This window comes from Chryseobacterium sp. StRB126 (genome assembly GCF_000829375.1).
Classification (GTDB): Bacteria; Bacteroidota; Bacteroidia; order Flavobacteriales; family Weeksellaceae; genus Chryseobacterium.
Genome location: NZ_AP014624.1, coordinates 2,741,297 through 2,755,098 on the forward strand (window position 1 = coordinate 2,741,297; position 13,802 = coordinate 2,755,098).

Sequence of the window (13,802 nt, forward strand, 5' to 3'; positions counted from 1 at the left end):
CTCCGTAGGAGCGACCTGTTAGTCTTCAATCCATTCAAATAAATATTTTGAATCATATTCAATTTCAAACTTTGACATAAAATCCAAATATTCTTCTCTAAAAGTTTTCTTTTGATGATGTTCTTCCTGGTTTAAAATATATTTTACTACCGCATCAACATTGCTTTTAGAATAAGAGAAAGCTCCGTATCCTTCCTGCCAATTGAACTTTCCATTGATCCATCCTTTTTCATTGATAAATTTTGAAGAACCCGCTTTAATATCTCTTACTAAATCTGAAACAGACAAGGTCGGATTCATACTTACAAGGATGTGAACGTGGTCTGGCATTGCAAAAACTGCGAATAATTTTTGATTTCTGTTAGAGACTATACCTGTAATCAATTTATGTAATTCTTCTCTGTTTTCTTTTGAAATCAGATTTTGTCTTCCTTTTACTGCAAAAACAATTTGAATATAAATCTGTGTATAGGTATTGGCCATAAAACGAACATGATCTTTTATTATCAGGTCGCCTCTACGAGGCTCTGCCATTTCTAAAAATTATTCATAGCTATTAACAGTTCGCTCCTGCGGAGTTCCACGTTAGTTTCTCAATGGTTTTCCGTTCTGTAACATGTATTGAATTCTCTCTAAAGTTTTTCTTTCACCACAAAGCTGAAGGAATGTTTCTCTTTCCAGGTTCAATAAGTACTGCTCAGTAACAACTGTTGGTTCAGATAGGTTTCCGCCTACCATTACGTTGGCTAGCTTGTCTGCAATTTTTTTATCGTGTTCAGAGATGTATTTCCCTGTTAACATTTGGTCTGTTCCTACGTAGAACATTCCTAATGCATCTTTACCAAGAACTTTAACTTTTTGCTCGATAGGTTGAGTATAACCTTGCTCTGCTAACAGTTTTGCTACTTTTTTAGCTTCTGCAATCTGTCTGTTTTTGCTTACAGAAACGATGTCTTTCCCTTTTTCAAGAATTCCCATATCATAAGCTTCATAAGCTGATGTTGCTACTTTACCCATAGCAATGTTCATGAAGGCATCACGAAGCCTGTTGTTCTTCACATCATCACTGTGGAATTCTCTGGAAGTTCTTAAAGTAAGTTCTTTAGTACCACCACCACCAGGAATTACACCCACTCCGGTTTCTACCAGTCCGATGTAAGTTTCTGCTGCGGCAACTACTCTGTCTGCGTGCATGGTCATTTCGCATCCTCCTCCTAAAGTCATGCCGTGAGGAGCAACTACCACAGGAATAGAGGAGTAGCGTACTCTCATCATCGATTTCTGGAAGTAAGCGATAGCCATATTCAAATCATCCCAATCCTGCTCAATAGCCATCATAAGAATCATCGCAAGGTTAGCTCCTACAGAGAAGTTTGCCCCTTGGTTTCCTACTACTAATCCGTCGTATTCTTTTTCTGCTAAATCAATAGCTCTGTTTAGTCCATCTAAAACTTCGCCTCCAAGAGAATTCATTTTGGAACGGATCTCGAAGTTGATGATCCCATCACCTAAATCTAGAATGGCAGCTCCGGAATTACTCCAAAGTGTTTTGTTTTTTCTGATGTTATCAAGGATAATGAAAGCATCCTGTCCAGGAATTTTGTTGTATTCTCCTGAATTTTTATCCACATAAATGCTTTGTCCTTCATCGTTAACCTTGTAGAATGTTTCTACATTTTTAACCCAGTCAGAAACTTCGTAGCCGGCATCTTTAGCTAATTCAATACCTTTCTGAACACCTACAGCATCCCAGATTTCAAATGGACCATTTTCCCATCCGAAACCTGCTCTCATAGCGTCGTCAATTTTGTAAACTTCGTCAGAAATTTCCGGAACTTTATGAGAAACATAAGCGAATAATGCTCCTAATGACTTTCTGTATAGTTCACCAGCTTTATCTTTACCACCAATTAATACCTTGAATCTGTCAATTGGCTTATCAATGGATTTTGTTAATTCTAAAGTAGGGAATGAAGATTTTCCTTGAAGTTCATATTCCAAAGTATCAAGGTTTAATCCGTGAATTTCAGATTTTCCTTCTGCATTTTTTACTTTTTTATAGAAGCCCTGCTCAGTTTTTGAACCTAACCATTTATTATCCATCATTTTCTGGATATAGGCAGGAAGAGCAAATACATCGTTAAAGTCATTGGCTTCAGCACCGCTTTGACGAACACCGTTGGCTACCATTACTAAAGTATCAAGACCTACAACGTCAGCTGTTCTGAAAGTAGCTGATTTTGGACGTCCGATTACAGGACCTGTTAATTTATCAACGTCAGAAACAGTAAGTCCTAATTTCTGTACATTGTGAAGAAGATCCATCATAGAGAATACCCCGATTCTGTTTGCGATGAAAGCAGGAGTATCTTTTGCTAAAACGGTAGTTTTGCCTAAAAATTTAGCTCCATAATTCATGTAGAAATCGATGATTTCCGGATCTGTATCGTTTGTTGGAATAATCTCAAGAAGAGGCAGATATCTTACTGGGTTGAAGAAGTGAGTTCCTGCAAAGTATTTTTTGAAATCTTCGCTTCTTCCTTCTGTTAAAAAGTGAATTGGAATCCCAGAAGTATTGGAAGAAATTAATGTTCCCGGTTTTCTGAACTGTTCTATTTTTTCGTATACAGACTTTTTAATGTCAAGTCTTTCAACAACTACTTCAATAATCCAGTCCGTATTTTTAATTTTTGGTAAATCATCATCAAAATTTCCCACTTTGATTCTGTCTGCAAACTTTGGTGAATAAAGAAGTGCAGGGCTTGCTTTTTTCAGTTTTTCGAAGTTTTCTGTAGCAATTCTGTTTTTTACTACCTTATCTTCTTTGGTCAAACCTTTCTTCTGTTCAGCTTCAGTAAGTTCAAAGGGAACAATATCCAAAAGTGACACTTCCACACCAATGTTGGCGAAGTGAGCTGCGATACCGCTACCCATAATTCCTGAACCAAGAACCGTTACATGTTTGATTCTTCTTTTCATATCTAATTTTTTATTATTTATAAGGTTATACGAACCATACGGTTTTACTATAATTTACTTTCTGTTGTTTAAGAGTTCATTGGCTATTTTCATGATCTCAGTCATCACATCCTTAAAAGTGTCCATTTTTTCAGGGCTAATTTTTTCCATTACCTTTTTATTAAAGTTGACAACAACTTCTTTGGACATATTTCTGGAGTTTAATCCTTTATCCGTAAGTTTGATAATCACCTCTCTTTTATCTGTGGTGGTTTTCTCCTTATAGATATATCCGTTATCTTCCAGAAGTTTAATGATTCTTGTGAGGGAAGTGGGTTCTATGGCCATTTTAGGTCCAAGATTCGTACTTCGCGTTCCTTCTTTGGGATCAATTTTAAGAAGGGTAAGGGCTTGTACTGCCGTGGAGTCATGTTCCTGAGCCAGCTCTGTGTACATTTTAGAAACAGCCAACCAGGTCTGTTTTAAAATTAAATCTACGTTTTCTATTTTTTCCTTATTATTATCCATCATTTTTGCGCTAATGGTTTTACCCAAATTTAGTAAATATTATGCATGCATAATATTTATTAACGTTAAATTTTGTTAATAATCTGGTAGTGAGAGTGTTAAATTGTATGATTTGCATAATACTATGCATGCATAGTATGTGAAATAATCAAAGAAAACTATTGATTAATAAATGTTTCCAATAAAATTTATAATTTCTTCGAAGGATTCGCATTGTTGTTTGCGGGATTCGTTAGTAATTACCCAAAAACGGTTCTGATATACAAAGTTAAGGGCAGAAAGATCTTTTGAGAAGTTTTTCTGAAGCAAAGAATAGAGCATTTCCTTCTGAACTTGCGGTGCAGAAATATGTGGTGGAACAAAACTCTCGTGTATTTGAAATAATGAAGGGTTGGTAAGCTCATCATGTTGTAATAATACATCTTCCACAATTCCTGTATAAAGCTGTGAGTCTTTCACGTACCATATTTTATCGGCAAATTCTTTGGCCAAACGCCAGTCATGTGAAGAAAACAGAATGAGTTTGTTTTGTCCCTTAGCCAGCTTTCTCAGTGCTTTCAGAATAATGATCTTATTTTTTTCATCCAAATGGGTAGTTGGTTCATCCAGAATAATAACAGGGGAGTTTTGAGTAATAGCACGGCCAATAAATGCTTTTTGAAGGTTTCCATCCGAAAGATTCTTAAGAAGCGTGTATTTGTATTGTCCCAGATCTAGCTCTTCAATGATATGTGCAACCTCTTCACGATCTTCCTTTTTTAGTTCAAAATAAAAAGGGTAGTAGATGTATTTCCCTAAAGAGATAAGATCTTCTACTGTATAATGCTGCGGAATAACAGATTTTGAAAAAACAATAGCAATATTCTCTGCAATTTCTTTAACAGAAAGTTTTTTTACATTCTTACCATTTATTAATATTTCTCCATCCAGTAAAGGGATCTGATGAAGAATAGATTTGATTAAAGTTGTTTTTCCCACTCCATTATTTCCAATCAGTAAACATACATCACCAAGCTTCAATTCTGCATTAGCATTTGAAATTAATGTTTTGTTATATCCGATATTGGCTTGTTTAATCTGTAGGTGCATATTTAGAGAAAAGTAAGAATTAAAAAAATACTGAGAGGTATAATGCTAAATAAGAAATATAGGATTTTATTTTTATTGACTTTCCATAAACTATAACCTCCTAAAATGATTGAGCCCCAAAAGATACAAGGTAAAGCAACCATAAACCACCAGTTGTTTCCCCAGGAATAAATCCAATGTAATTCTTTATTTATTCTAAACATTTTAGAGTATTCCAGCAAAGCAAAACTGATTGCAAACAAAGCTATGTGTGCAATGATCAATTGTTTTTGGGATATTCTAATTTTCATAGTTTGAATTACTATTGGTGATTTTTACTCTATGTTTGTCATGCTGTAAGCATCTCTACATAGCTGGTTTGGATTCCTACGGAATGACACAAAGTGAAGGTTTTATCTTATTATATATATTTAGAAAGTTATAAAATTATTCGCAAAAATCTGCATTATCTGCTCAATCTGCGAGCGATTAAAAAATAATGTAAGAAATAAACTTGCGTCTTTGCGTTTTCCAACAAAGATTTACACTTTATTCTGCTTCAAAAGCATCAGCAAGATCACAGGAATTCCAAATACCGAACTTATTACATTTAATGGGATTTGAGTTTTTTCTGCAATCACTGAGAAGAACAACATCACCAACATTCCTAGGAACATATTTAAGATCCATTGCTGCCATAGTTTTGAAGGATTATAGATCAATCGGCAAAAGTGAGGAACAATAATTCCAATAAACAGGATAGGTCCTAAAAAAGCAGTAATAGATGCGGAAAGTAGGGAAGAAGCTATTATTATTAAAAGTTTTAAATGCTTTAGGTTAACTCCCAAACTCTGAGCGTATGATGTTCCCAGAGAATTTCCTATTAAAGGCTTTATGGATTTAAAACAGAAGAATAATCCTGTCAATACTAAAATAAACAGTACGTAAATCTGATTTCTGGTGACCATATTATTAGCTCCGAATGACCATAAAATATAGTTTTTCAGGCTTTGATTTTCTGCATAAAACTGTAACAGAGAAACAATGGCTCCTGCAAAAGCAGATATCAGAAATCCAAAAATAATAAGATAAGATTTATCCTGAAATCTATTAGACATGGATAGCAGGATTAGCATCAGTAATAAACTTCCTCCAATAGCTGACAGGCTCAGAAAACTGTTTTGCAGAAATTCCGGGATCAGGATATTGTGAGAGAAGAAAATATAAAATGCTACCGATAAGCTGGCAACAGAAGTAATTCCCAGGATATCAGGTCCGGCTAAAGGATTTTGAAAATATTCCTGCATTAGAAAACCAGAAGTTGGAATTGAAATTCCGGCCAACAACATCACAAGAACCCTGTTAATACGGATTTCAGCGATTTGACTTTGTGCAGAATCCTGAAAGAAATCCTGAAGGTTTAAACTCAAAAATCCAGTGTTCAGATTAACAATTGCGCCTCCAATGATTGCAATGGTCAATAATAAACACAGGATCTTAAATCTTTTTGACATGATTCAGAAAGATGTATATTTTATTTTAGAAAAGCATTGATTTTAGAGTTTAATGCTTCTTCAGTCATCATTCCTAAAAATTCATCTGTTTTATCCCCTTTTCTCATGAACGTAAAAGGAATGGACCCACCATCCCACTGTTTAAAGTTTTTGGAAAAGAAATTCGGATCCAGTTTTTGTCCATCCAGTAAAATGACATTCGCTCCAAGATTATGTTCTACCACAAAATCTTTCACAGCAGTATCCCAATCTGCCCGGTCATCAAGGTTTATGAAGGTGAACTTTACAGGCTTATCTTTTAATTCCTGCATTTTATTTTTAAAACTTGGAATCTCTCTGATGCAAGGGCCACACCATGTTGCAAAAAAATTGGTAACATACAAAGTATCATTATTTTTAGCTAAGTGCTGACCTACATTTTCAGGAGAAAGTTCTTTGGGAGTATAGGTAGTCGGTTGATCCATCGTGTTTTGGGTTGCAGCCACTGAATCTGTAGCAGTAGTAGTATTACCGTCAGTTTTTGAAGCTTCTTTTTTACAGCTGTAAAGAGCAGTCAGGATCAACGTGGATAAAATTATCTTCTTCATAAATTATTTTTTATCTATTTTTGAATTGAAGTATGGAACAACAAATCTATAAAGGGAAACTGATACAGTTTCATCCGTTAAAAGTAACGAAAAAGGTAGAGCTGACCAAAAATACTTTTTCTCTGGAGTTCGATATTCCGGAGAATTTGAAAGAAAACTTTAAGTTTGATGCCGGGCAGTTCGTTAGTGTTAAATTTCAGTCGCATGGAGAAGAAGTTATTAATGATTATTCGATGACTTCTGCTCCTTATGAAGGGAAAATATGTCTGGGAATTAAGATTAATTCTCCTGACGGAGCTACTTCTCAGCTGTTTCAAAACTATAGTGAAGGTGACGAATTAATGATAAGTGAACCTGCAGGTAGATTTACGATTGTATCTAAACCCATTGAGTTCAGAACAATTGTTGCTTTTGCTGCCGGTATTGGAATTACCCCTATTTTAAGCCATTTCAAGAATATTCTTCATAACGAACCCAGAACAAGGCTGTTTTTATTTTTTGGAAATAAGAGTTCGGAAGACCTTATTTACAGAGACCAGCTGGACAACCTTGCCAGAACCTGTGGAGACAGGCTTCAGATTTTTTACTTCTTTTCACAGGAGAAAACGGCTGATCAGTTTTTCTTTGGGCGATTGGATGAAAAGAAATTAAATTTAATTATCAATCAAATTCTTCATTTGGATGATACTGATGAAGAATCTACGATTTGGGATGCTGTGGATGAAGTTTTGATCTGTGGAAAAGGAGAGATGATTAAAACTCTGGCAAATGCTTGTTACCATCACGGGATTCCAAAACGGAATATCCATTTTGAACTTTTTGAAGAATATAATGATGATATTTATCCTGTAGAAAAAGAATTTCCATTGATTGAAAATATAGAGGTGGAATTTACGATGTTAGGAAAGAAATATACAACTCAACTCTCTGATAATAAGGATAGAATCCTGCAGCAACTTTTACTTCAAAAATTTCCGGTTCCTTATTCATGTAAATCAGGAATCTGCGGAAGTTGCGAATGTTCTTTAGAAGAAGGTGAAGTGGAACTGTTGGAGAATGAGTATCTTACCGAAAAAGAGGAAGGGCAGGGACATATATTAGCTTGTATGTCAATAGTGAAAAGTAAAAAAATAAAGCTTAACTTTGATCTTAGTTGAGAATTATTAGGAACATATTTAACTTGGGTTTTATATCATTAGAATTAGGAATTTTAATGATATGTTTCTGTAATGTGTGGGTTTTCGGACTTACCAACGGACGTACCTATACCAAAATTTCAAAAATTCCGCCAAGGGAAGTTGCTTTAGTGCTGGGAACATCTCCAAAGATGAGATCAGGTCTTTCCAATCCTTATTTTACCAAAAGGATGGATGCTGCAGCTCTTCTTTATCACCATGGAAAAATTAAGAAAATTATTGTAAGTGGGGAGAAAAGTAAAGGGTACAATGAACCTGCTGCAATGAAAAACTATTTAATCTATCAGGAAGGTGTTCCTGAAGATATTATTGTTGAAGACCCGAAAGGTTTTAACACTTACAAAAGTATTCTTCGTTGTAAAGATATTTATAAGAAGAAAAATGTCATTATTGTTTCTCAGGGATACCATAACCTCCGCGCTTTATTTTTTGCAAGAAATAATGATATGAATGCCCTGGGTTTTGATGCGCAGGATGTAACGAAGCCTGAAAGTTTCTACAGAAATCAGGCGAGGGAAATCCTCGCCCGTGTTATTGCTGTAGTGTACTTTATTTTGGGAGTTTCTCCGGATTAGAAAGGATATCCGAATGCAAAGTTAATGGTTGGTTTGAAAGGCTGTAACGTTTTGAATCTCCAACGGTCACCTTCTGGCTTATTAGGGTCAAAGATCTTATACGCAAAATCTAATCTCAGGGTAATATATGCTACATTTATTCTTAAACCGAATCCGCTACCAATACCCATTTGCCCTAAGAACTTATTGAACCTGAATTCATCCTGATGAGCATCATTATGGTTACGAAGACTCCATGTATTTCCTATATCTGTAAACAGAGCTCCTTCATACATACTGTTAAACGGAATTCTGTACTCAATATTGGTTGTCAGTTTTACATCATTGGTCATGTAAGCACGTATTCTTTCATCTACCTGGGAAGCAGCTGGACCTAACCCTCCGAATGCCACCCAAGCTCTGATATCATTAGAGCCTCCATTGAAATAAGATTTGATGATCGGCATGTCTTTGGAGTTTCCGTACGGAATACCCACACCAATAAATTGACGAAGAACCAAAGTCTGGTTACCATTGAATTTGAAATATTTTCTTGCATCAATATCAAATTTTACGAACTGAGCATAAGGAATACCAAAGATTGTTTTTTGTGGTGCTGTAATAATTCCTCCATCATTACTTTTCTTATTGAATAAACTTAGGATATTACCGGCAAGCTCCACTTTACCATTAAAATAAAATGCATTAGGGTAATCCTTTTTTCCAATTTCATTATAGACAAAATTGTAGATCATAGAAGAAATAAAGACATCTTCCGTCTGTCTTTCTTTATTAATAAGACTTCCTCTGAATGTTGTAAGCAAATCTAAGCCCTGTTCATTAAGACTGCCACGATAATCACCGTCATTAATGATCTGTTCAGAAACACCATCTATCGTAAACTCTCCGGATTTTAGTTTGTCTTCAAGATGAAGTCCGGGATAATGAGCAGAATAATCAGCAAATATTGCTTTTCTTACCACTTCATCGTTAACGAAATAATCATAATAGGCGCTTTTATTTTTTGTTAAACTGATTTGTGTATTAAATAAGGTTAGCTTATGATAAACCAAATCATTTACCGTTGCCTGGTAATTTAATCCGGTGTTGAAGTTAACCCTTCCCAGTCCGATATTATTCTGTATAGATGCTCCCAACAGAATAGATGAAGTAGGTGTATATCTTTTAGGGATGAATTTATAATAATTAAATGGTAGTAGCAATCTTGGGAAGTTCAGGGACGCCTGAGCTGATATTTCATATGCTAATACTCTCTTATCTGTATTTTCTGTGCTTGCAATAGATCCAAATGTACCGGAAAGACTGGTAGAAAGGTTTTCTGCCCCTCTGAAAAGATTTCGGGTGGTAAGGTCTACAGAAGGAGAAACACCAAGATTAAGAATCTGGGAATAATTAAGGTCTGTTCCTACTTTAAGCTCATACTTAGGAAGCGGTTTCAAGATATATAACACATCTACAATACTGTCATTAGGCGCAGTAAAGCCACCTTGTCTTAAAGAATCTCTAGCTTTTACGATACTAAAATTGTTCATTGTCAGGAGGTTCCTTTTGGTAACGTCCAGTTTCTGCTGATCGTACGTCTGCTTACTGTCTACAATGATGGTTCTCCATAATGATGATGTTCTGTATTTGTCATTCATTTTATGAAATCTGATTCTCCTCAAACTGTCTTTAACCGTATTTTTAGGATAATCATTAACATCATCTACAATAGCAACATCAATATTTCCAAATGTGGCTTTTTTATAAGGTCGGTCCAGAGAATCTTTATGAATTTCCAGAGTAACAGGAACTTGTTTTTTACTTTTTAAGGAGTCGGCAACAAAATACACTTCTTCATTGGTATTGTTGAATTTATAATACCCATATTCTCGCATTAAGTCTGTAATCCTCGTTACTTCCTTTTCAAGAACAGTCTGGTCAAGGATCTTACCTGATCTTACCAGCGTTTTATTCAGATGAGCATTATAAATTTGTTTGATACCCTGGTCGGGAATATTAAAAAAGTAATCTTTAATATAAGTAGGATCATTATGTTTGATGAAATAGTTTACCGCTGCTTTCTTAGATGCAGAATCTAAATCATGTCTGTATTTTACTTCTGCATCCCAAAAACCTCGGTAAGTCAATCTTTTTTTGATGGACTCTGCACCTTTTTCACTTCTGGTCTGGTCCAAAATAACCGGTGGTGAACCCCATGTATGCATTAGACGGTCAAAGAAAAGGTTTTTTCCAATACTGTTTTTCATATTATACTTAATAAATAAAGAGTCCCTCAGTTTCTGATTTCTCATTTCACGAGGATAGGTCATATATTCATTAAGAATTGTATCGTATTTTGGAGTGGCCATATTATAAAACATAAGACCCAATGGCATAAAAAGAACTTGCTTCTTATTAGGTTTCTGCTGAACATAATCTTTCAGCTCTTCATCAAAAAATTCTTTCTTATCTTCGAATTCAAAATTATTCTTAGTAAGCAGGTAATCACCATCTGGAACTTTTTTTGTGGTACTACAAGCATAAAGGAGACCAACAAATGTTGCAAATGAAATAATTTTATAATATTTTTGAGGAGAATTCTTATAATGCTTACAGCTCATACAATAAAAGTTTTACAATCTTTAGATAAAAAGAAGTTCAGACAAAAATACAATTTGTTTTTGGTTGAAGGTAATAAAATCATTTGTGAACTTTTCAATTCTAACTTTAAAGTTAAAGAAATATTATCAACCGATCCGCAAAAATTGGACCGTACTGATATCCCTATTACCCATATCTCTGAAAATGAGTTAAAAAAAATCAGCTTTCTTAAAACCCCCAAAGATTCTGTTGCCGTGTGCTATCTGGCAGAGGAAGAATCATGGGCTGATAAGAAAATACAGCTTGTTCTGGATGGAATACAGGATCCGGGGAATTTGGGGACCATTATCCGGTTGGCAGATTGGTTTGGGATAGAACAGATTATCTGCAGTGAAGATACGGTGGATGTTTATAATCCAAAGGTAATTCAGGCAACAATGGGATCGTTTACGAGAGTAAATATGGTATACACAGATCTTGTTGAGTATCTTTCAAAAACAGAAAATGTAAATATCGGAACAGATATGGATGGAGAAAACATCTATACATTTGAAAAGCCTGAAAAAATTAATCTGATTCTTGGAAATGAAGGAAACGGAATGAGACCGGAAACAGAAAAATTATTGCAAAAATGCATCACCATTCCAAGGTTTGGAAAATCCCAGTCTACAGAAAGCCTAAATGTATCAATGGCTGCCGGAATTATTTTAGGACAATTATTTTCAAAATAAAAAAATTATGGCTTAGAGAATAATTATATATTTTCTAAGCCATAATTCCTTAAATAAGCTGTTCCATACTGGAAACACTTTTATTTTTCTGGTATACTTCCAATTTTTTTCTGACATATTTCAGAGCAATAGGAGCGAGGTAAATTAAGGCTGCTCCTACCAGTTTATTCTTCCAATTAGAACTTTTCATATTCTTTTTGGCATAGTTACCGACAATAGCTGTAACACCCAATTTAATAATACTATCCGCAATATTTCCCTTGAAGGCCGTACTGGCAAATCCTACTGCTGTATTTTTACTGATCAGAAGGTCTTTCACTTCAGAAGTAAGCTGCTTGGCAATGACATCCTTTCTAAGAACCACTTTTTCATCTCCATCTTCATCTACTTTTTCCTGGAGATATTGATCACTTAAACCATTGGTAAATGCACTAAGGCTTTCCTTGGTATTTTTAAAAGTAAGAAGGTTTTCCAGATCATTGATTTCACCTTGAAGCAGTTTTTTCTTTCTTCTTAATTCTTCTATGCTTTCATATTTTCTACTCATGGCTTGAATGATTTAAAAATTTAATAACCTGATCTGCAACAGTATTTACAATCTTGTTTTTGAATGCAATGACAAAAGCCATTACTACAGCATAAAATGCCGCAACAATTAAGAAACCGTAGGAATAATTATCCAAAGCCTTACCGATAAGAAAAGCGATTCCAAAATTGAAAAGGATAATAAAAAAAGCAAAAGCAACAAGCAGTACTACAAAGTAGGTAATGAGCCCGGCAGAAAGGGAAGACTTTTCTGTAGCTTCTATTTTCAGAAGGTCTATTCTCTTTGAGGCGTATTCTTTAATAGTTTCTATCATTGTTTTTTTTTAAAGTTACAAAAAAAGGAACTTTCGCACAAAAGTTCCTTTCTGTAATTTACTTAAAAAAGATAAATTACTTATGATTTAAGATCATTAAGTTCTGCTTCTACATCTTTTACCACATCTGCTGTTTTAGAAACAATCTGATCTTTGTATTTGTCATATCCGTCTTTCACAGTATGTGCTACGTTGTTAGCTGTTTCTTTAAAAGTAGAAGAAATATTACCATATTGATCTTTTACCTTTTCAGAAACCTCTCCGTATTTGTCTTTTGCCTGATCCTTCAGATCATTGGCTTTATTTCTGATTTTTTTTCTTGTTTCTTTTCCTTCTTCCGGTGCATATAACATTCCTAAGATTACACCTGCTGCAGCACCTGCAAGAAGTCCCGCTAATATACCTGCTGTATTTTTTCCGTTTTTAGACATTTTAAGTTTTTTAATAGTTAATAATAGATTAGTTTTTACACTAGTAAAACTTACAATTTGTGTACCAAAGGAGACTGTATGCTTATTAAAAATTGTTAAATCTTTTCGATATAAGAAAGAATCAGTTCTATGGTTTCTTCTTTAGTAAGCTCAGAGTTATCAATTACCGTAGCGTCATCAGCCTGCTTCAATGGTGCTATTTCGCGTTCACTGTCGATCTTGTCTCTTTCAATGAGGTTTTGCTTTACCTGATCTTTATCTGCTTCAATTCCCAGTCCTTTTAATTCCAGAAATCTTCTGTTGGTTCTTTCATCTATGCTGGCAGTAAGAAAGAATTTATAGTCCGCATTTGGCAGAACTACTGTCCCTATGTCACGTCCATCCATAATGACACCTCCTTTTTCTGCGATAGAACGTTGAGATTGTAACAAATAATCTCTCACTTCTTTTTGCTTGGCTACAAGGCTTACATTATCAGAAACTTCATGGGTGCGGATTTCCTTAGAAATGTCTACATTATTAAGATAAAGAACAAGTGTTCCATCATTATTTTTAAATTCAAGATGAATTTGATCTAAAGATGAAAATAAAGTGTTCAGATTAATCCCGCCTTCTTCATTCAGACAATGTTGCAGAGCAAACCAGGTAACTCCTCTGTAAAGCGCTCCTGTATCCATATGAATAAGTCCTAGCTTATCAGCAATGATTTTGGAGATAGAACTTTTTCCGGTAGACGAGTACCCATCGATAGCTATTACAGGTTTTTTCATA

Annotated in this window: 14 protein-coding genes; 3 read left to right on the forward strand and 11 right to left on the reverse strand. The window is 34.8% G+C overall.

Going from position 1 to position 13,802, the window contains the following annotated elements:
- Window positions 1-18 precede the first annotated feature (18 nt).
- From tnpA to CHSO_RS12420, 6 genes are all read right to left on the reverse strand, one after another.
- Window positions 19-483, reverse strand: a complete 465-nt coding sequence (gene tnpA / locus CHSO_RS12390; protein WP_045502434.1) for an IS200/IS605 family transposase — start codon at window positions 481-483, stop codon at window positions 19-21.
- A gap of 102 nt (window positions 484-585) precedes the next feature.
- The gene (locus tag CHSO_RS12395; protein WP_045496335.1) at window positions 586-2,979 is read right to left on the reverse strand and encodes a 3-hydroxyacyl-CoA dehydrogenase/enoyl-CoA hydratase family protein; all 2,394 of its coding nucleotides are present in this window, start codon (window positions 2,977-2,979) and stop codon (window positions 586-588) included.
- 54 nt (window positions 2,980-3,033) lie between these two features.
- Complete coding sequence (locus CHSO_RS12400) at window positions 3,034-3,486, reverse strand: MarR family winged helix-turn-helix transcriptional regulator (RefSeq protein WP_045502437.1); 453 nt, start codon at window positions 3,484-3,486, stop codon at window positions 3,034-3,036.
- A gap of 165 nt (window positions 3,487-3,651) precedes the next feature.
- Entirely contained in the window at window positions 3,652-4,575 is a 924-nt protein-coding gene (locus CHSO_RS12405; RefSeq protein ID WP_045496336.1) for an ABC transporter ATP-binding protein, read from the reverse strand.
- 521 nt (window positions 4,576-5,096) lie between these two features.
- Window positions 5,097-6,068: an iron ABC transporter permease gene (locus tag CHSO_RS12415; protein ID WP_045496338.1), complete on the reverse strand. Its 972-nt coding sequence runs from the start codon at window positions 6,066-6,068 to the stop codon at window positions 5,097-5,099.
- 20 nt (window positions 6,069-6,088) lie between these two features.
- A complete protein-coding gene (locus tag CHSO_RS12420) occupies window positions 6,089-6,655 on the reverse strand; it encodes a TlpA family protein disulfide reductase (RefSeq protein WP_045496339.1) in 567 nt (188 codons plus the stop codon).
- 32 nt (window positions 6,656-6,687) lie between these two features.
- Here CHSO_RS12420 and CHSO_RS12425 point away from each other — a divergent pair, with 32 nt between their 5' ends.
- Both CHSO_RS12425 and CHSO_RS12430 read left to right on the forward strand, forming a co-directional pair.
- Window positions 6,688-7,812 (forward strand): ferredoxin--NADP reductase, encoded by a 1,125-nt coding sequence (locus CHSO_RS12425; RefSeq protein ID WP_045496341.1) that lies wholly within the window; start codon window positions 6,688-6,690, stop codon window positions 7,810-7,812.
- 56 nt (window positions 7,813-7,868) lie between these two features.
- Window positions 7,869-8,426 carry a vancomycin high temperature exclusion protein gene (locus CHSO_RS12430; protein WP_410493403.1) on the forward strand — a complete coding sequence of 186 codons (558 nt, stop codon included), beginning with the start codon at window positions 7,869-7,871 and terminating at the stop codon, window positions 8,424-8,426.
- On the opposite strand, the gene CHSO_RS12435 is transcribed toward CHSO_RS12430, so the two are convergent.
- Window positions 8,423-11,029 (reverse strand): BamA/TamA family outer membrane protein, encoded by a 2,607-nt coding sequence (locus CHSO_RS12435; protein WP_045496345.1) that lies wholly within the window; start codon window positions 11,027-11,029, stop codon window positions 8,423-8,425. The two genes, CHSO_RS12430 and CHSO_RS12435, sit on opposite strands and share 4 nt — an antisense overlap.
- Between CHSO_RS12435 and CHSO_RS12440 the strand changes: the two genes are divergently transcribed.
- Window positions 11,015-11,740, forward strand: a complete 726-nt coding sequence (locus CHSO_RS12440; protein ID WP_045496347.1) for a TrmH family RNA methyltransferase — start codon at window positions 11,015-11,017, stop codon at window positions 11,738-11,740. The two genes, CHSO_RS12435 and CHSO_RS12440, sit on opposite strands and share 15 nt — an antisense overlap.
- Window positions 11,741-11,789: 49 nt before the next feature.
- On the opposite strand, the gene CHSO_RS12445 is transcribed toward CHSO_RS12440, so the two are convergent.
- From CHSO_RS12445 to cmk, 4 genes are all read right to left on the reverse strand, one after another.
- Window positions 11,790-12,287 carry a hypothetical protein gene (locus CHSO_RS12445; protein ID WP_045496349.1) on the reverse strand — a complete coding sequence of 166 codons (498 nt, stop codon included), beginning with the start codon at window positions 12,285-12,287 and terminating at the stop codon, window positions 11,790-11,792.
- A complete protein-coding gene (locus CHSO_RS12450) occupies window positions 12,280-12,600 on the reverse strand; it encodes a phage holin family protein (RefSeq protein ID WP_045496351.1) in 321 nt (106 codons plus the stop codon). Before CHSO_RS12450 ends, CHSO_RS12445 begins: the two co-directional genes overlap by 8 nt.
- Window positions 12,601-12,680: 80 nt before the next feature.
- Complete coding sequence (locus tag CHSO_RS12455) at window positions 12,681-13,031, reverse strand: YtxH domain-containing protein (RefSeq protein WP_045496352.1); 351 nt, start codon at window positions 13,029-13,031, stop codon at window positions 12,681-12,683.
- Between the two features lie 95 nt (window positions 13,032-13,126).
- Entirely contained in the window at window positions 13,127-13,801 is a 675-nt protein-coding gene (cmk, locus tag CHSO_RS12460) for a (d)CMP kinase (RefSeq protein WP_045496354.1), read from the reverse strand.
- Window position 13,802: the final 1 nt, after the last annotated feature.

Bases quoted from the DNA above. Each gene is read 5' to 3' on its own strand.
- CHSO_RS12450 (WP_045496351.1), bottom strand. From the start codon at position 12,600: ATGATAGAAACTATTAAAGAATACGCCTCAAAGAGAATAGACCTTCTG.
- CHSO_RS12455 (WP_045496352.1), bottom strand. From the start codon at position 13,031: ATGTCTAAAAACGGAAAAAATACAGCAGGTATATTAGCGGGACTTCTT.
- CHSO_RS12405 (WP_045496336.1), bottom strand. From the start codon at position 4,575: ATGCACCTACAGATTAAACAAGCCAATATCGGATATAACAAAACATTA.
- CHSO_RS12420 (WP_045496339.1), bottom strand. From the start codon at position 6,655: ATGAAGAAGATAATTTTATCCACGTTGATCCTGACTGCTCTTTACAGC.
- CHSO_RS12395 (WP_045496335.1), bottom strand. From the start codon at position 2,979: ATGAAAAGAAGAATCAAACATGTAACGGTTCTTGGTTCAGGAATTATG.
- cmk (WP_045496354.1), bottom strand. From the start codon at position 13,801: ATGAAAAAACCTGTAATAGCTATCGATGGGTACTCGTCTACCGGAAAA.
- CHSO_RS12445 (WP_045496349.1), bottom strand. From the start codon at position 12,287: ATGAGTAGAAAATATGAAAGCATAGAAGAATTAAGAAGAAAGAAAAAA.
- CHSO_RS12415 (WP_045496338.1), bottom strand. From the start codon at position 6,068: ATGTCAAAAAGATTTAAGATCCTGTGTTTATTATTGACCATTGCAATC.
- CHSO_RS12400 (WP_045502437.1), bottom strand. From the start codon at position 3,486: ATGGATAATAATAAGGAAAAAATAGAAAACGTAGATTTAATTTTAAAA.
- CHSO_RS12440 (WP_045496347.1), top strand. From the start codon at position 11,015: ATGCTTACAGCTCATACAATAAAAGTTTTACAATCTTTAGATAAAAAG.
- CHSO_RS12435 (WP_045496345.1), bottom strand. From the start codon at position 11,029: ATGAGCTGTAAGCATTATAAGAATTCTCCTCAAAAATATTATAAAATT.
- tnpA (WP_045502434.1), bottom strand. From the start codon at position 483: ATGGCCAATACCTATACACAGATTTATATTCAAATTGTTTTTGCAGTA.
- CHSO_RS12425 (WP_045496341.1), top strand. From the start codon at position 6,688: ATGGAACAACAAATCTATAAAGGGAAACTGATACAGTTTCATCCGTTA.
- CHSO_RS12430 (WP_410493403.1), top strand. From the start codon at position 7,869: ATGATATGTTTCTGTAATGTGTGGGTTTTCGGACTTACCAACGGACGT.